Source organism: Nostoc sp., assembly GCF_035638895.1.
GTDB lineage: Bacteria > Cyanobacteriota > Cyanobacteriia > Cyanobacteriales > Nostocaceae > Nostoc.
This window is the reverse complement of the sequence record NZ_DASQZC010000093.1, coordinates 1-19,202: the sequence shown is the minus strand read 5'-3', so window position 1 is coordinate 19,202 and position 19,202 is coordinate 1. Positions and strand designations below refer to the sequence as shown.

Below are 19,202 nucleotides of genomic sequence, written 5' to 3'. Positions count from 1 at the left end.
CCAATTTCGCCGCCGTGAGCATTGATAATTTGCTTACATAAATACAAGCCCAATCCCAAACTTACAGAATTGCGGATACTCGCACCCCGAAAATAAAGGTCAAAAAGCCGATCGCTTTGTTGTTGACTAATTCCTACGCCGTTATCACTAACAGTACAATAAACCATTTTACCTTCATGGGTAGCGCTAATTGTCAAGAGCAAACCTGGGGAATTATGTTTCAGAGCATTCACAATTAAGTTAGAAAAAACTCGCCATAGTTGCGTGGGATCTGCATTAACTAATGGCAAGTCTGCGGATACTAGATTTGTCAGCTTGGCTTGATTTTGCTCTAGCAATGGCTCTAAATCTGCGATCGCAGCTTCGACAACTGTCAGTAATTGTACGGCTTGGCGCTGCAAAACAACACCTTGCACCTCGCTAATATGAGCTTCCATCAACGAATTAATTAAATTAAGTTGGCGATCGCTACTTTGAATCATCCGCTCTAAAATTGAGCGTGAAATCGAAATATTGTCTTCTGGACGTGCAAGCAAATTTTTCAGCACCATTAAACTACCCAGCACTGGATTGCGTAAGTCATGAGAAACTGCATGGAAAAATACTCGTAGTTCTTCTTCAGTTTGTTTGCGTTGGGTAATATCTTCAATCAAACCTTCGTAGTAAAGTAGCTTTCCTTTTTCGTCACGCACTGCATAGGCTTTTTCCGAAATCCAGACAATACTTCCGTCTCGGCGGTAAATTTGGGATTCAAACTCGGAAACGCTGCCATACTTTTCCATCAAGCGGACAAATTCTGCGCGACGGTTCGGATCAACGTACAATTGTTCAATAATAGTAGAATTTGCTGTCACTTCCTCCGCTAAAGAGTAGCCATAAATGCGTGCTAAAGCCGGATTTGCTGTAATGTAACGTCCATCAGGACTGCTTTGAAAAATCCCTTCAACGGCGTTTTCAAAAATGCTGCGATATTTAGCTTCTGCAACCTTGAGTTTTTGGTAGGCAGATTCCAGTTCTTTATGGGCGTAAAACTCAGAACGTTGCAGGCGATCGTACAAATAAACACCGATGTCGCATATAGCACAAAACCAAAAAATGTATAAAATGAATGTTACATTATATATTTCTGGATGGTCGGGGATTGGTGTTTTTAGCCCAAGTGCCGTATTAACACCAAAATAGTAAGTTAGCACACTCACTTGAGTCAACAGGTGAAGAATCCAGCTGACGGGCATCAACACAGCTTGGCTCAAGAATAGCAGCGACCAACCAATGGTATCAGGTAGCGCGAAACCTCGGATGGTTGCAAACAGCTGCGATGCTAAACTAATTGACCAAGAAGACCCCAAAAACAATAAATCTGGACGATCGCGACCTAACTTAGTTTTATGTAAAGCAAGACAGATTAGTATATTCAGCAACAGTGCAATATTAATTACAAGGCGCTGAGTTCTAACTACTTCTGGCAAATGCTGCAACTCTGCAAAAGGAAAAAACAAGCCGTAAATGTCTCGCAAAGTAAAAGACAACAGACACATCAGCGCCAGCAATAACCATAAACGCAATCTCTGCCACAAAAAACGGTTACGCCAATCTCTGTAAAGAGTAGTCGTTTCATCTCTTGTTGGTGCAGAAAAGGTTTGTCTGCACCACCTATGCACTGTTGTAAACAGAGTAGCCATTAACATCCGAGCAACTTTGCCCATACCTTGAGGGTGTTTCCCTAACTCAACATTGCCATAAATAACACCCTCTCATTTTTTGGTGATTTATGGGCGATTTGTTGCAGATGTTGCTAAAGGTAGTGTAAACCAGAAAGTTAATCCGCGCTTACGGTTACTAATAACACCGATTTCGCCGCCATGTGCTTTAATAACTTTCCGACAAAGATACGTTTTTAAGCCAATGCTTGTGGAACAACAGTCTTGGGGATCGCGGACATGTAGATCGAAAAGGCGATCGCACTCTAGTTTACTCATTACCACACCGTCATCTTGAATCTGAGTGCGAATCATTTTGCCCTCAACGCTGGCACTCAGAATAAAATTTAAGCCTGGTGGATTATTTTGCAAGCTATGTGTTATTAAATGTGCTAAAACTTTCTCTAACCGAGTCGCATCTGCCATCACTAATGGTAAATCGGCGGGAACCAAGTTCTTCAGAGTTGCTTGATTTTGTCTCAGTATGGGTTCCAACTGGGTGAATGTTGCTCCCAGTAGAGTGTTAAAATCCACAGGTTCGGGTTTGATATCAATACCTTGTTTTTCACAAGAATTAATTTCTAGCAATGAGTTAATCATCGTCAGTTGGCGATCGTTGCCTTGAATCATCCGCTCAATTACCCTGCGAGATACTGGAATTTGTGATTGGGCATTGGGCATGGGGCATGGGGCATTGGGTATTAGAGATTGGGCATGGGGCATTGGGGATTGGGCATTGAGAGGAGACAAAGCAGAGACTTCTTCAATAGTTCTTCCTTGTCCCCCTTGTCCCCTTGTCCCCTTGTCCCCTTGTCCCCTTGTCTGACTCCCCACTTTTTGATTTAACAAATTCTTTAACACCATCAAGTTACCCATCACCGAAGTTCGTAAATCATGGGCAACTGTGTGCAAAACAACATCTTTTACCCGATGCAATTCTTCAACTTCTTGCATTTTCTGCTGCAATTGTGCTGTTCGTTCTTGTACCTGGTGTTCTAAATTAGTGTTAAGTTCTGCAAGTTTTTGGTAAATCTGGCTTTGCTGAATGGCGATCGCTACCTGTTCTGACATCTGCTGTAACAAATCAATTTCTATTGGTTGCCAATGACGCGGGCCTGAACATTGATTGGCAATTAACGCCCCAAATAATTCATTACCTAGCATAATTGGTACACTCAAAGTCGCCTTGGTTTGGAATTTTTGAAAGTGCGCTTTGACTTTGGGAGATAATGCTACTTGTGTTATATCTTCAATGACACCCACAACATTATCTTTGATTAAGTTTCTTAATTCTTGTAGATAAGCTTCATCATTAGTAGACCATCCTGTGACTGATGGATACTTGGGAGCTACTGATTCTGCAAGAGTTTTGACTCCTAATTTGGTATTATTTAAACCAATAAAAACCCGATCTGCTTGCAGAAATTGCCTGACTTCCGTCACGGTGGTTTGAAGAATTTCTTCTAACTTAAGCGAAGACCGAATTCTGACTAAGGTTTCTGCCAACAAGCGATCACGTTCTGCTGATAGACGTAATTGTGCTTCCACCTGCTTGCGTTCTGTAATGTCGTGATGGACTGCTAAGATCGAAGGCAGACCATTTAAATCAATGATTTCGGCTGAAAGCAGCGTTGTAATTATCTTGCCAGATTTTTGCCGAAATTCAAATTCCAAGTTGCGAACAACTCCTGTGGCTTGCAACTCCTGTAACAAATTCTGGCGATCGCGATCGTGTACCCAAAGATTTAACTCAAAAGAAGTTTTAGCAATCGCCTCATCTCGCTCATAACCTGAAAGTTTCACAAAGCTGTCGTTAACTTCGATGAAGCGTCCTTCTTGGAGTGTGCTGATGGTAATTGAATCGGGGCTGCAACTAAAAGCTTTAGCAAATTTTTGGGCAAGATTTTGTAAGGCTACTTCTGCTTGTTTGCGTTCTGTGATATCTCGGACAATTGCTACTACCTCATTTTGACCGCTCACTACCAACCGCGCCTCATAATCTTTGAGTCCCAAAGGCGTTGGTAGTTGATATTCGCAAGTTTGCAAAGTTCCAGAATCTAAAGTTTTAGCGATCGCTTCTAGGCTAATTGCGGCAACATCACTAGGCAATAACTCATCCACATGTTTCCCAACTATTTTTTCTCTCGAAAGAGTGACATTTGCTCCCTCACTTTTCAAATCTAGATACTCGCTATCACGGCTAATGCGAAACATTAAATCGGGGATAGCATCTAAAACTGCTTTATACCGCGCCTCACTCTCAAGCAATTTTTCTTGGGCTTGTTTTCGGTCTGTAATATCCATGACCAAGCCATTCCAAAGCAAATCACCTGATTCTTGTCGTTCCGCTTGCGAAGTAGCTTGAATCCATTTAATCCCACTAGGCGTAATGATGCGACCTTCCCAATCCCAAGATGTAATATTTGTAGTACAATAAGTTATAGATTCTGTAAAAGCTTTTATATCCTGTGGATGAATGAGTTTATATAGCACCCGAAAGTCTTTCTGTATAGCTTCTGGTTCTAATTCATACAAATATTCACAACCAGAACTAACATAAAGGACTAACACAGAACCATCCTGCTGTTGCAGAACTTGGAAAATCATTCCTGGTAAATTGACAGCAAGTTTTGAGAGCAAATTAATAGCGTCTTGCGGGCAATTTGGTGTATACAGCGATTTTACAACGGTTTCATCCACTCTTTGACCCTTTGATACACAAGCTATTGATGTACAATTAAAAGCCAGAATAACTAATTTAACAGTTTTCATTCTGTAGGCATAATTGCTAACAGAATCAAAACTGCGCCTTCTTTCAGAGTAGTTCCTGGTGAGGCGATCGCATTCACCCAATCGGGTGAACCATTTGTCAGGGGTCAAATCATTTCAGGATTGCTAGCCGATAGCTATGGTTGAGCCAGTGCTGAGTTACCAAGAGAGCGGAATGGGGCGATTGAAATAATTACGTATTTTGAGTAGAATAATTATGTTACAAGATTATGATAATTTAATTTCACGAATAGCCCAGACAAGTAGTTCCAAAAACTGCTTTACTCGCTGCGGAAGTAACCAAAATTTAGCTATCATCAATTTTTCAATAATTAATTAATAACCCATGATAGAAACCATCAATCAGTCTCAAGAAACGGCAATTCTGGAGAGTTTTGTAGAATTGGTGAAATCTCCTTATGGAGATTTCGTTACCATTGGTAAGCTTTCCCATGTTCTAAACGAGCCAGCTACACTCCAAAAAATTGTGGCATTTCTCACACTGACCCCCCAAGGCAAACAAGCTTTTGTAGACCGCCCCTTGCTGGGAAAAATCGATTTACAGCAACTGCATCAATTACCTAACCATACACTGGGCTATCTCTATGCCGATCACATGATCACAAAAGGATTAACTCCACCGCCTGTTAACGAAATTGCAAACAATCCGTTTACGTTTTTGGGTGTGCACATTGGTGAAACTCATGACATCTGGCACGTCGTTACAGGGTGTGATACTGATAAACCAGGCGAGGTTAAACTAGAAGCTTTTTATACCGCACAGCTAGTTCCAGACCGTTTATTTCTAGCCTTACTTGCTAAGAATTTGCTCAAAACCGCAATGTACGAAGTCGAACTCTGTGAGCAGATTCTGGATGGGTTGACGCAAGGCTGGATAATGGGAAAACGGGCAAAACCGTTATTTGGCATCGAATGGAACAGATTGTGGGAAACACCCTTAGAAGAGGTGCAGACATCTTTAAACATTGCACCGATTTAAGTGCGATCGCGGCGGGAAGAAAATCCGTTGCATTGTTTCCCACTTGTTTCAAAACTTAACCGAACCGTATTACCCGTAGTGGTTAAAGATTTGAGCTACGCTTACCCTGGATAATCAACTTTGATCGCAACAATTAGATAGAAAGTAGTTGATCAATACATTTAATCTAGTTTTACCTAAAAGCAGAAAGGAATAATGGACATTCCAAAGTAGAAATACTTTGTAATACATCCAAGGAGATATAAATGCAATTACAACATATATCAGTTTTAGAAAAAACCTTCTGGGAAGCAGTTCTCAATCGAGATCCTACAATTGACGGCAAGTTTTTCTATAGTGTTCGCTCTACAGGCATTTATTGCCGACCTATTTGCCCTAGTCGCAGACCAAATCGCAATCAAGTTTGTTTCTTTGAGTCGGCACAAGAGGCTGAAATTGCAGGTTTTCGACCTTGTAAGCGCTGTCAGCCACAATTTGAAACTGTTCCAAATACAGCTAAGTCTAAAGTTTTAGCAGCATGTCGATACATTGAAGCACAAGGTGATCGCGTCCCAACCCTCTCGGAATTATGCTCTCAGGTGGAAATGAGTTCTAGTTATCTACAAAGAATATTTAAGCAAATAATTGGCGTATCTCCCTTTCAATATGCAGATGCACTGCGTAGCCAACGATTGAAGCAGCGTCTTCAGTCAGGAGAGGAAATTGCTGATGCAGTTTACGACACGGGGTATGGTTCAAGTAGCCAACTCTATGAGAAAGCACCTAAGCAATTGGGAATGACACCAAAGATTTACCAACAAGCTGGAAAGACAATCAGCATTGTCTATGCGATCGCTCCATGTCCACTAGGATATTTGCTTGTGGCAACAACAGAGAAGGGTATCTGTGCCGTTAAACTAGGTGATGAAGCAGACAAGCTTGAACATATCTTGAACCAGGAATTTCACCAAGCGCACATCATGCGTGATGACCACACACACAAGAAATGGATACAAGCAATCCTCGACTTCATTGCAGGAGGTGAAACGCATCTGGATTTACCACTTGATGTCCGTGGGACAGCATTTCAAAAACAGGTGTGGGAAGCATTACAAAAAATTCCTTATGGCGAAACCCGCACTTACAGTGATATTGCCTGTGATATTGCCAAACCCCAGACAGTCCGCGCTGTAGGTAATGCTTGTGGCGCTAATCCGATCGCGCTGATTGTACCGTGTCATCGAGTGCTGCGGAGTGATGGCAGTCTTGGTGGTTATCACTGGGGAATTGAGCGCAAACAAAAACTGCTTACACAAGAATCGAAATTTCTCAAAGATGACTCAAACACCTGAACTAGAATCGTTGACTCCAGAAAGTCTTACCCGTGGTTTAATGGTGCTTGCCAACCTTGATAGCGATTTGGCTTGGATTTTAGAAACACTGGGGCCACCACCGATGTGGCAAAGACAACCGGGTTTTGCAACGCTATTGTGCATCATTCTGGAACAACAAGTTTCCGTAGCGGCTGCAAGGGCTGTATTTACGCGGCTATGTGCGGTTGTTGTAACTCTAACGCCAGAAAATTTTCTGATATTGGATGATGCTCAATTAAGAGCGATTGGATTCAGTCGGCAAAAGATTTTATACTGTCGTGGATTAGCTCAGGCGATGCCTACGGCGGGCAAAGCCTACGCAACTGGTCAGCTTGAGCTAACCAAGCTGGAAACAATGGACGAAACTATTATCAGAACTGAGTTAAAGCGTCTTAAAGGTATAGGAGACTGGACAGTTGATATTTATTTGTTAATGGCGCTGCAACGTCCTGATGTCTTTCCTAAAGGCGATTTAGCGATCGCGATCGCTCTCCAAAAACTCAAAAACTTGGCGACGCGTCCAACACCTGCACAACTAGAAGCCATGACACAGCACTGGCGACCGTGGCGAGCTGTAGCTGCAAGACTTCTATGGCACTACTACTTAAGTAATGCCAATAGTAAGTTGGTTACAGTTTCCCAGTGAATACTCGTTCAGCCGGGCCTGTCATGTAAACTCGTTGGTCGATTTCTGACCATTCAATTTGCAAGGGTCCACCTGGTAATTCTACAGTTGCGGTGCGATCGCATTTCCCGGTTAACACTCCAGCTACCAAGGAAGCACAAGCACCAGTCCCGCAAGCTAATGTAATCCCAGCACCCCGTTCCCATACCCGCATTTTCAAATAGTCACGGCGTACCACTTGAATAAATTCGGTATTTATGCGTTGAGGAAAAGCTGGGTGATGCTCGAATTTCGGGCCGATGGTTTCTAGCTCAATTGCTGCTACATCTTCTACAAAGGTAATGCAGTGGGGATTTCCCATATTTACACAGGTGACATCCCAACTTTGCCCCGCCACCTCTAACGGCTGAGAAATGACTTTTTCTTCGGCGGGTGCAAGACTGGTAGGAATTTCGCTAGCGAGTAACCTGGGTAAACCCATATCTACTTTAACTTGACCATCAGATAACAGTTGGGGAGTCATTACACCACCCAAAGTATGAATGCGATATGAGTCTTGATTTCGGGATTCCCCTTCTAAATCTGCCAAAAAGCCAGCTAAACAGCGAATGCCATTGCCACACATTTCTGGTTCTGAACCATCAGAATTAAAAATCCGCATGGTGTAGTCAGTGCCGTTTTCGCCAGGTAGGGCAAAAATTACACCATCAGCACCGATACCAAAATGGCGATCGCACAACTTGATGGCTTGCTCTGGAGTCACTACAGGCACTGATGACGAGCGATTGTCAATCAAAATAAAGTCGTTGCCCAGACCATGATACTTAGTAAATTCGATTGCCATTTCTTCAAGGATGAATTATCAAGGATTAGTTACTCTTTATTTTGCCTTGTAGGTTCATCTTTACTAAAAATGCTTACCGAATTTGACACTACTTTACCCAGTATTATCCAAGTCCAAAACCTGATTAAACAAACAACGCCAGTAGAGTTAAAGCTACTGACTGGTGATGTGCTGACAGGAAAGGTTGTATGGCAAGATCCACAGTGTATCTGTATTGCTGATGAAAACAGTCAGCACACCGTTTGGAAACAAGCGATCGCTTATATTAAACTCAAGAGTTAGTCAAAAGTCGGCGTTTGGAACGCCCCTTCCCACAGTGCTGGCTAAAATTTACCAGATTAGGAAAACCTTGTAGTAGTAAAAATGATTTTTACCACTACAAAAAATCCTTAACGTTACAAACCCAAACTAGTACCGCAAGGCGGATGACTTTAGCGGTACTAGTGACAGTTTCAGAACTTACGCAAAAACTCTCTGCAACTCTTGGAGACGCTTTGCGAACGTGTCCTTCGTGCCTACTCTACAAGACGCACTCGCGTTCGCGGTTCGTTATTCCGTGACTCATGCGTAATTCCTAAGTTTTTTAGCCGAAGTTAGCAGAGAATAGCGATCGCTTTGTTTTGCATTTTAGATTTTCTGTTCCAAAAGTAATAAAACAGAAATCAATCAAATAAACGTCTAATATAATTAAACCTTGTTAAACTTTTATATAAATTAAGATGATTGTGCAGTTAGACAATCTACCTTTTTATTGCCAAACACTTAGTGCTTGGCTAGCATCCGGCTATCAAGATGAGTCATGTTTACTGCGGGGGCAGGCATTGCAAGAGGCTTTAGACTGGGCACAGGGCAAAAGCTTAAGCAATTTGAACTATCAGTTTTTGATAGCCAGCCAAGAACTAGAGCGTCGCCAACTTCAGCAAAAACTAGAAGCCGCTAATGAAGAATTGCAGCGATTAAGTACTATAGCTACTACCGATTTTTTAACTCAAGTAGCTAACCGCCGACGATTTGAAGAGTATCTTGATATTGAGTGGCGGCGCATGACACGCTCACAACAGCCCCTCTCCCTCATCCTTGTTGATGTAGATTTCTTCAAATCCTACAACGATACCTATGGTCATCTAATGGGCGATCGCTGTCTTAGTAAAATTGCTAAAGCCATCAAAGATGTTGTTCAACGTCCTGCTAATTTAGTTGCCCGCTATGGTGGGGAAGAATTTGCTGTAATTTTGTCTAACACAGACATATTTGGTGCTGCTCACATTGCAGAAAAAATTTGCTTTGCTGTACGGAAACTGGCAATTCCCCATAAAAATTCACAAGTTAGTTCTTATGTAACCGTGAGTGCTGGGTTAGCTACAGTAATTCCTATATTTAACTTTAACTTTCAAAATATAATTGTGGCGGCGGATAAAGCATTGTATCAAGCAAAGGCAGCAGGACGCGATCGTGTGTGCAGTGGTCAAGAGCAATTATGGCTGTCTATACAGAAATCCCAGCAAATTAAGGAGAAAAACCAACAGCTTATGAAGCAAGTCCAAGAGGCTATGGAGAAAAACCAACAGATTAGGCAGAAAAGCTCCGAAATTATGCATAAAATGCGATTCCAAAAACTTTCTGCATTTTATGCAGAAAGTTTTTGGACAATTATTCATGTCAATATTTGCTAATTGGATTAGTTCATTTCTTATAGAGTTTCTGCCTCACAAGCTTTTACTACTGGAAGAGAAAGGGGTACTTTAGTGCCGACTGCAAATAACCCTTCTAGTTGACTCAAACCTGTCAAACTACCGCATAACAATACTTGGTCGCCAACTCGCAAGTCCATACCGCCATCAGGATAGCGAATAAACTTGCCATCTCGCCGGATCGCCTGTACTTGTACTCCATATTGCTTGCCGATGTCTAAATCTGCAAGGGTTTTACCTAGCGTTGGTGTATCTGCATCCACTGTAACCCACTGGCAAGCACTATTTTCTCCAGGAACAGCAGCTTGTCCCTTAGCGAATTCTGCTAAAGCCGCCAATTCTTCATCTGCTCCCACTATCAGTAAGCGATCGCCTGCTTCCAATTTGGTTTGATTATTGGGATAATCGATTTCATCGCCATTAGCGCGGCGAATTGCCATCAAACTCGCTCCTGTTAAGTAGCGCATATCTGCTTCTTCTATGCTCATACCAATTAAGGGCGAATCAGATGGTAGAGGATACCAGCGTTGATTTAAATCGCGAGTTGCTTGGCGCAAATCACGAGCAACTTCAGTAGCAGAACGCTCTGGGCGAAAATCTAAATAATGATCATTGCGGATTTGCTGCATTTCCCGTTGGACGACATCTGGCGACAACAAGCCTAAGCTAGTTAATAAGTGAGTTGCCATTTCTAAGCTGGCTTCAAACTCTGGTTGCACAACTTCTTTCGCTCCCAATTGATACAGCACTTCAATATTTTTATCCTGGGTAGCACGGACAACCAAATCTAATTCTGGGCGCAATTCCAGAGCGCGTTTCAAGCAAAGACGGGTACTCATGGGATCTGGAAGTGCGATCGCCATTCCTTTGGCATGATTCACCCCGGCGGTTTCCAGAACATGTAAACTCACGCAATTGCCATAGACATAAGATACCCCAGCCTCACGCAACTGCTGAATTCTACTCTCTGATTGGTCGATTACCACTACAGGTAGGTCGTGTTGCAGCAATAACTTGACTAAATTTTTGCCGACTCGCCCATAACCGCAGACTACCAGATGGTCTTTGAAAGGCAAATCTTCCGACACATCCCGTACCTGATCTTCTTGTAAATACGGTTTCAACCAGGGCATTGATTCGGCAAAATTAAATAAAAATGGCACTAACCGCAGGACAAAGGGAGTCAGCATGAGAGTGACTGCGGTGGTTCCCAAAATTAATAAGTATATCTGTCGGGACACCAGCCCTAAAGACTGCCCTTCGCTGGCGAGAACAAAGGAAAATTCCCCAATTTGCGCCAGTCCCAAACCGGCGATTATCGCTGTTTTCAAAGGGTAGCCAAACAACTTTACTAAAGGCGTGATAATCAAAAATTTACCTACGAAAACTAGTGCCACCAACCCTAAAATCAATTCCAGGTTGTTCCACAAAAACACTGGGTCGATTAACATGCCAATGGCAGCAAAAAATAAACTGGCAAAGATATCTCGCAGTGGTTCGACATAAGTCAGGGTTTGATCGGCGTACTCCACCTCAGAAATCATCAAACCGGCGACAAATGCCCCCATCTCAATCGACAGCCCTAAATACTCTGTCAACAGAGCAATGCCCAAACATAGGGCTACAACTCCCAATAAAAATAGTTCTCGGCTTTCGGTACGGGCTAACAGTCGCAACAAAGGCGGTATCAGCCAATTCCCCGCAGCTATTGCCCCAGCAGCGAATAAAGCAATCCACAGCAGTGCTGTTAGCACGGCGATACCAATGGTTTCTGCGGGTTGGTTGAGGGCTGGTAAGACTGCTAACATCAGTCCCAGTGCTAAGTCTTGTACTACCAAAATCCCTAGCATCACTTGCCCGTGAGGCGTTTCTGTTTCGTTGCGCTCCATCAAGCATTTGAGGACAACTGCTGTGGAAGACAAGGATAGAATACACCCCAAAAACATCCCCTTAGCAGGTAAAGTTCCCCAGGCTCCGGTTAACCCGCATACCGCAACTGTGACCAAAATTGTCAGAGCAATCTGGAGTCCACCTCCGCCAAGAGCGATCGCTTTTACCTTCTTGAGTTCCGCAAAAGAAAATTCCACACCCAAGGCGAATAGCAAAAAGGCGACGCCAAACTGTGCCAGAGTCTCTACTTGAATAAGTTCTTTAATCAATCCCAGTCCGGCTGGGCCAATGATCATCCCGCCAATGAGATACCCTAGCAACACGGGTTGTCGCAAAAGTGCCGCCAACAGTCCACCGCAGGCGGCAACGCCTAAAACTAAAACTAAATCAACAATTAACCTAAAATCTTCTTGCACCAGTTTTAAAAGAACTATTTAAGACCTATTAATTCAGCATACAAAGTTTTATGATCTCAAACAGCTTGTTTAGAGTCTATTCATAAAGGAAATCTTAAAAATATTGATTTCAAATTCCTGAAACCCTTATTAGACAAATACTTTACTTAAATTTACAAATTAGCTGTTAGTGAAGGTGCGACAAAATTTGCATATTGGGCATTAAAAAGAGGCAGAGGGCGGGGTGCTGCTCTTGCTGAGGGAAAAACTCTCGCTGCCCCCCTGCCTCTTGTCAAATCAGACTTTCTATAATTTGATCATCACTCTTGTTGAGTAGAAATTTGAATGATAAACTCTGTCCCCTGTCCAAGTTCGGAAGTACAGGAGAGTGAACCGCCATGTCCTTCTACCACAATTTGACGAGCGATCGCTAATCCCAATCCTGTGCCTTTTCCTACAGGCTTGGTGGTGAATAAATGGTCAAATACTCGTTGCTTGACCTCTGGGGACATACCTACTCCATTATCAGCAATCTTAATCAAAATGTGCTGACCCGATTCTGCTACACGGGTTTGAATAGTGATGCGATTCGGGTTGGCTAGAATGGCTGATAAACTTCGTTCTGTATTATATTCTTCGAGTGCATCAATGGCATTTGCTAACAAGTTCATAAATACCTGATTGAGTTGTCCAGCAAAGCATTCCACTAAGGGTAATTTGCCATACTCTTTTAGCACCACAATTTCTGGACGGTTTTCGTTGGCTTTTAAACGATGTCTCAGAATTAAAATAGTACTATCAATGCCTTCGTGAATATCAAAGGGCACTTTGTAATCTTTATCTGCTCTGGAGAAGGTTCGTAGACTAGTGCTGATACTGCGGATACGGTTAACGCCCAGTTTCATCGAGTCCACTAACTTAGGTAAATCTTTTCGTATATAGTCTAAATCGATGGCATCAATTTCATCTTCAATATCTGAGCCGGGATCTGGGAACTTCTCTTGATAAAGGTTAATTAATCCAAACAAATCTTTGATATAATCTTTGGCTGGTTCAATGTTGCCAGCAATGAAGCCGACAGGATTGTTGATTTCATGGGCAACACCTGCTACCAAATTCCCAAGGGCAGACATTTTTTCACCCTGGACTAGTTGCAATTGCATCGTTTGGAGTTCTTGCAAGGCTTGTTCTAATTGTTCCTTTTGTTGTTGCAGCAATTGTTGTGCTTCCTTGGGTGCGGTGATATCTTCGCATGTGCCAAGGATGCCAAAAACGTTTCCTTCTTTATCTCGTAGTGGAATTTTGTTTGTATTCGACCAGATTTGTTTTCCGTCTCCTTGCTGCAATGTTTCGATAATATTTAGTTCAGCGTGTCCAGACTCCATAATTTGGCGATCGCACTCTACATATCCATCTGCCTGCTCACGAGTCCAAGATAGATCGTAGTCTGTTTTACCAATAACATTTTCTGGCACTCCCACACCCGAAGTTTGAGCAAAGTTTTGGTTACAGCCTAAATAAACACAATTGCGGTCTTTCCAAAAAACAGATTGCGGGATATTGTCGATAATTAACCGCAAGAATTGTTCGGCCTGTCCAAGGTTTTTTAGAGTATCTTGTGATTGCTGATAAAGTTGAGCGTTTTCTAGGGAGATTGCAGCTTGAGTACATAACAAATTCAGAATTTCAACGCGATCGCTGGTAAACGCCCCAGTAGTAAGATTGTTTTCTAAATATAAAATCCCCAATAGTTTGCCTTGATAGAGAATCGGCGTACACAGCAAGCTTTTGGGTTGCTGACGAATAATGTAGGGGTCAGCTATCAACGCTGGATGCACTGTTGTATCAAGGATAATGGTAGTTTGCCGACTGCGTTTAACGGTATAAATTAAGCTATGGGGAACATCTGCGCTATCTTCCAGAAAAATGGACTGTAGCATGGTTGATTGCTGCCCAACTTGAGCCGTCGCTTCAACTACCAATTTACCTTTTTTCAGCAGTAGTAACGCACACTTATCTGCTCCAGCATTTTCAATCACTACTTGTAGCAACTTCGTCAGTAATTTATCCAGTTCGATTTCACTGGAGAGAGTCTGAGACGCTTTGAGAACTGTTGCTAAATCTAGCATTACTGATGTATTGCTGCTAGAGGTTACTGATTTATGAATGCTTGGGTGGAAGGTAGCAATGCTGTCAATGTTAGCGATCGTATGACTAAGTGTGATAGGCGAACGCGTTTGTTGTAAAATGGGGGCTAGCAATTGTGGATAACACTGTTCTAAGTCATCGACTTTAGCTTTAGCATCCCAGCGTGTATAGCAATAGTAAGCATTAATCAAATACTCTTGGGCAATGCGTTCTTTACCCCATTCTAAATAAAACTTGGCTGCAAGTTCATTGGCGAGAGCTTCTTCGTTAATATATTCGTTTTCTTTGGCTTTAGCAATGGCGCGATCGTATAACTCGATTGCATCCATATACTTGCCAGAAACTCTTGCCATTTCGGCAAATAACAATAGATATCGATGCAAAAAGTTTTCTGAGCAATTATCCGCCCAAGTTTTTTGGATTTGTTGATGCTCTTTGATAATGTCCCAATAGTGCTTTTTATTTTCTAATGTTGCATTGGGATAGAGGGCTACCAAAGTAAGTGGGTAATAGAAATGATACTGAATAATTGGGAAGAAACCAGAGTTGCAAGCTAGGGTTTTCTCAGCTTCTTCTGCTGCTTGAATGGCATCTTCGTAGCGACCATACAGGTAGGATAATTGAATTTTTAGAAAGCAATACCAATTGATTCCATGTTCAAAGTTCTGCTTCTGCCTCCAAACTTCTATATAAAGAATATCTTGGTTATTGTGTTCATCTAATAAATCGGTGCTTTTAGATATATCTTGTAGGTTCAGTAGAAACTGCCTCTGTAAAGTAAATGCATACAGCATATTGGTATCATTCACCTGTTGGACGTAGCTCAGATATTTTTCAGTTTCCGCGTAGACATCTGATAAGCGATCGCCCTTAATTAACATCGCCCAAATCAGAAACGAAACTGCCCAAACGCCAAACACTAGATTCCCAGTTTCTTGACATATTTGGAATGATTGCTGGGAAAGTGGTAAATTCGTTTTTAAATGCTGATTATAGGGATTAGTGGTGTGTGCAAAGATATTATTGGTCTTATATATAAATTGGGTGCTATTGAAGTGACGGTCAAGTTTTAGTGCCAACGTACCAAACTGATATGCACTTTGGTAACTTCCTTGATTTGCCAGATTCATCCCATATAGACAGTAAGCAAAACCAGAGCTTTCAGCATTGCCATATCTCAATGATAAACTGATCATTAATATAGGAGCCAAACAACTGAGGTATTGATCTCCTCCCATGTAAGCTGCTGCCCAAAGATCAGCTAAAAGACTCATGCAAACTTTCTTCTCTGGATCTATCATCTCAGGCAAATTGAATAAATCTGCTGTGGGAATTACTGCAAGTTTAGCTGTTAATTCTTGAAGTTCGGTTTCAATGGCAGCTTGCTGTTCTTCAGAAGTAACAGGCAGATGCATCCCCATGATGCTCAAACCTTTCAGTCCAGATTTAATACTAGCTTCGATATTTTCACCCTGAGTCATTTTCAGGTACATTTCAATAGCATAAATATCTGCTTTTTCAAATTTATCTTGGCTATGATTTAATGCTACATTAAATAGTGTCTCCGCCTGACTAAAATCGCTAGTTAAATATTCACACTCCGCAGACTCTTTATATAATTCAAACGTGAGTTTATAGTTAGCTTGCCAACTTTCTTCTGTTAGCAATTGTCTGCCCAATGCGAAATACTTAACTGCTGCTCTATAAGCGGTTGAAGCTTTGGCTTTCTTCCCAGCAATTAGATTCAGTTGAGCCAGATTAGATTTTTGGGATAATTCATTAATTATATCAATCCCCTCATTTAATTGATTAACAATATCAAAAATGCTGGCTTCAATTACTTCATGCGATGTATTATTTAAAAGTAATTGCCCAATTTTTAAATGAGTAGCTTTCTTTTGAGATTCAGGAATTAGGGAATAAGCAGCTTGCTGAACCCGATCATGGAGAAATTTGTAAGAACAGGAATCAGGAAAATTATGTTGCTTAAATTCTGAACTCTGAATTATAAATTCTGACTTTTCTTGGTAGAATTTGTAGACCTCATTGGTAGGGATGATCAATCCATCTTGCAACGCTTTCCAAAAGTCTGCGGCTGTTTCCACCTGTGATTTTTCATGAACGATCGCTAATGTCGCTAAATCAAATTGGTTTCCTATACAAGCCGCTAATTTCAAGACTTCTTGAGTTTCTGGCGACAATTTTTTAAGTTGAATTGCCATGAATTCTACGACATCATCAGTAAGAGCGATCGCTCGCACCTGAGCAATATCACATTCCCACCCCCCTTGACTTCCCCCCTTACTAAGGGGGGACTGAGGGGGGTTAAATGTAATTAGTTTATCTTGATACAGCGCTTTGAGAAATTGGGTGCTGAAGAAAGGATTACCTTTGGTTTTGTTCAATACCAATTCTGTTAACGGCGCAGCTAAGGCTATGGAACAACTTAATGTATCTGCAACCAAATGATTCAGAGATATTTGCTCAAGAGGAGCTAAGGTAATTGTATTGACTGTAGCGCCCAACTTTTGAATCTCTTCTAAAGTCAGCATTAGCGGATGTACCGGGTTGACTTCGTTATCTCGATAAGCACCAATTAATAGTAGATAGCCAATGTCAGCTTCGCTCATTAACAAATGCATTAACTTTAAAGAAGCAGAATCTGCCCATTGCAAATCATCAATAAAGATTACCAATGGATGTTCTGGTGCAGTGAAGACTTGAGTGAACTTCAAAAACAGCAGATTGAAGCGATTTTGCGCTGCACTTCCACAGAGTTCCGGCGCAGCAGGCTGTTTACCAATCATACTTTCCAGTTCTGGAATCACTTCAATCATCACTTGTCCGTTCTCACCCAAAGCAGAGAGAATTTTGCACTTCCACTGCTCGAATTGAGCGTCAGTTTCAGTCAGCAGTTGTTTGATTAAGTCTCGAAAGGCTTGTACAAAGGCAGAGAAGGGGATGTTGCGCTGGAATTGGTCAAATTTACCTTTAATGAAATAACCCCGTTGTCGCACAATTGGCTTGTGAACTTCATTAACCACAGCAGTTTTGCCAATTCCAGAGAAACCTGCAACCAACATAATTTCAGTGTTTCCCTGACTGACTTTCTCAAAGGTATCTAGTAAGCTTTGAACTTCAGCTTGGCGTCCGTAAAGTTTTTCTGGGATAATGAAGCGATCGCAAATATCCCGCTCACCTAATTTAAAGGATGTAACCCTGCCAGTTTCCTGAAATTGAGACAAACATTTTTCTAAATCAAATTTCAGCCCTAATGCGCTCTGATAGCGATCTTCAGCATTTTTCGCCATCAATTTCATCACAATATCACAAAGAACTTGAGGAATCTCCTCATCCCTGCTGCCTCCTAATTGTTCTGGTTGCTTGGCAATATGACAGTGAACCAACTCCATTGGATCATTAGACTGGAAGGGTAAGTGTCCAGCCAGCAATTCATAGAAGGTAATACCAAGAGAGTAATAATCACTACGATAGTCAATTCCACGATTCATCCGCCCGGTTTGTTCTGGGGAAAGGTAGGCAAGAGTACCTTCTAAAACATTAGGACTGTGAATTTCCTGGCTTTCTCTGGCTAAAAGAGAGGCAATGCTAAAGTCAATTAACTTGACTTGCTTAGTTTCTGGGTTAATCAGGATGTTGGCAGGCTTGATGTCTTTGTGGATAACCCGATGGCGATAGAGTCCATCAAGAATATTGCTCAGAGCGATCGCAATGTCCAAAAACTCTGTAAGAGTGGATTGGTTGCCCTCGGTTCTTGTGTTCATCCAATCTCTGAGGGAAATACCGCCAAAATCCTCCATTACCAAAGCATAGCTGTTGCGGTAAGCTTCTAGGCTGTAGGGATGAACAATACCAGATAGGTCAATATTTTTAGTGATAGTATACTGATTACGGAATAGCAGCAGTTCGTTGAAGGTAGGATAGTCCTCTTGGAGCAGTTTGATTACCACCGGAAGTTGATCAGCCTCTCGAATTGCACGGTAAACTAAGGTTCTAGAGCCTGCATAAAGTTGTTCGCTAATTCGATAGTTCAAAAGCTTGTCCATCGGCTCAACTGCTGTATTCATACTTGATCAACTCTTGTCAAATCAGTTATTTATTAAATGTAGTCTGCCCAAAAATCAGTTTATAACTCATAGCACTTACCCATAAGATAGGAATCGTATTATTTGATTTTTGAAATTATCTACGTGGGCGGGGAGTGGGGAATAAGGAATTAGGCTTTTCGATCTGTACAGAGCTTTTTTAGAAATCAAATTATTAGTCCTATAGATCCGCCAAACTCCTTAAAAAGGCAGGGCTGTTTCATTCGATCTCTTAAATATTTTGTCAATAGGATGAGTCAGAAATTTTAAGAATGCCATTAATATCTTGAGACAAGGGAGTTCCCTGAAATACCTTTACAAAAATTAAATCCGGTTATTTTGTAGATTTACAGTAGTTTAATCCTTGCAATTTTATCGTAGCCATGACATACTCTAACATGTAAGTCCATTATTCCTATAGACTTACCGTGGTTTATGAATTGCTTCACAAATCTGCTGCAAGAAATTAATAATGCTTAAAGATGCACAAGGACTAGTAGTTACAACAGATTCAGCCAATGCGATCGCAGGAATTAACCACTTTATCGATCAGATGCTTGGTTATGGTAAAGATGCAGAAACAGCAGTTTTACAAGCAATTGCAGCAGATCCCACTTGTGCATTAGCTAATGCTTATGCGGCTGCTTATTATCTCACCCAAGAAAACCGCAAAGCTTGGCAG

The 19,202-nt window shown here is 41.7% G+C and carries 10 protein-coding genes and 1 pseudogene; 6 read left to right on the top strand and 5 right to left on the bottom strand.

Annotated features, from left to right (window positions below):
* Both VE944_RS04155 and VE944_RS04150 read right to left on the bottom strand, forming a co-directional pair.
* The coding region (locus VE944_RS04155) for a PAS domain-containing sensor histidine kinase (RefSeq protein WP_324972698.1) at nt 1-1,706 on the bottom strand (1,706 nt) is incomplete at its 3' end.
* Between the two features lie 63 nt (nt 1,707-1,769).
* Nucleotides 1,770-4,400, bottom strand: coding sequence for a sensor histidine kinase (locus VE944_RS04150; RefSeq protein ID WP_324972701.1), 2,631 nt, complete (start codon nt 4,398-4,400; stop codon nt 1,770-1,772).
* Between the two features lie 415 nt (nt 4,401-4,815).
* On the opposite strand from VE944_RS04150, the gene VE944_RS04145 reads away from it, so the two are divergent.
* The 3 genes from VE944_RS04145 to VE944_RS04135 all read left to right on the top strand — a co-directional run bounded on the left by VE944_RS04145 (nt 4,816) and on the right by VE944_RS04135 (nt 7,467).
* Nucleotides 4,816-5,469, top strand: a complete 654-nt coding sequence (locus VE944_RS04145; protein ID WP_324972695.1) for a Coq4 family protein — start codon at nt 4,816-4,818, stop codon at nt 5,467-5,469.
* A gap of 245 nt (nt 5,470-5,714) precedes the next feature.
* Nucleotides 5,715-6,800, top strand: coding sequence for a bifunctional DNA-binding transcriptional regulator/O6-methylguanine-DNA methyltransferase Ada (ada, locus tag VE944_RS04140; protein WP_324972692.1), 1,086 nt, complete (start codon nt 5,715-5,717; stop codon nt 6,798-6,800).
* Nucleotides 6,784-7,467, top strand: coding sequence for a DNA-3-methyladenine glycosylase family protein (locus VE944_RS04135; protein WP_324972689.1), 684 nt, complete (start codon nt 6,784-6,786; stop codon nt 7,465-7,467). Before ada ends, VE944_RS04135 begins: the two co-directional genes overlap by 17 nt.
* Here the strand turns inward: VE944_RS04135 and dapF are convergent.
* A complete protein-coding gene (gene dapF / locus VE944_RS04130) occupies nt 7,451-8,290 on the bottom strand; it encodes a diaminopimelate epimerase (RefSeq protein ID WP_324972686.1) in 840 nt (279 codons plus the stop codon). The two genes, VE944_RS04135 and dapF, sit on opposite strands and share 17 nt — an antisense overlap.
* Before the next feature lie 69 nt (nt 8,291-8,359).
* On the opposite strand from dapF, the gene VE944_RS04125 reads away from it, so the two are divergent.
* Nucleotides 8,360-8,572: an Hfq-related RNA-binding protein gene (locus VE944_RS04125; protein ID WP_324972683.1), complete on the top strand. Its 213-nt coding sequence runs from the start codon at nt 8,360-8,362 to the stop codon at nt 8,570-8,572.
* Nucleotides 8,573-9,015: 443 nt separating this feature from the next.
* A complete protein-coding gene (locus tag VE944_RS04120) occupies nt 9,016-9,963 on the top strand; it encodes a diguanylate cyclase (RefSeq protein ID WP_324972679.1) in 948 nt (315 codons plus the stop codon).
* 17 nt (nt 9,964-9,980) lie between these two features.
* On the opposite strand, the gene VE944_RS04115 is transcribed toward VE944_RS04120, so the two are convergent.
* Together VE944_RS04115 and VE944_RS04110 are read right to left on the bottom strand one after the other, a co-directional pair.
* The gene (locus VE944_RS04115) at nt 9,981-12,287 is read right to left on the bottom strand and encodes a monovalent cation:proton antiporter family protein (protein WP_324972676.1); all 2,307 of its coding nucleotides are present in this window, start codon (nt 12,285-12,287) and stop codon (nt 9,981-9,983) included.
* Between the two features lie 299 nt (nt 12,288-12,586).
* Nucleotides 12,587-18,502 (bottom strand): trifunctional serine/threonine-protein kinase/ATP-binding protein/sensor histidine kinase, encoded by a 5,916-nt coding sequence (locus VE944_RS04110; protein WP_324972673.1) that lies wholly within the window; start codon nt 18,500-18,502, stop codon nt 12,587-12,589.
* Nucleotides 18,503-18,992: 490 nt separating this feature from the next.
* Here VE944_RS04110 and VE944_RS04105 point away from each other — a divergent pair.
* Nucleotides 18,993-19,202: pseudogene (locus VE944_RS04105) on the top strand (tetratricopeptide repeat protein); the annotation flags it as partial.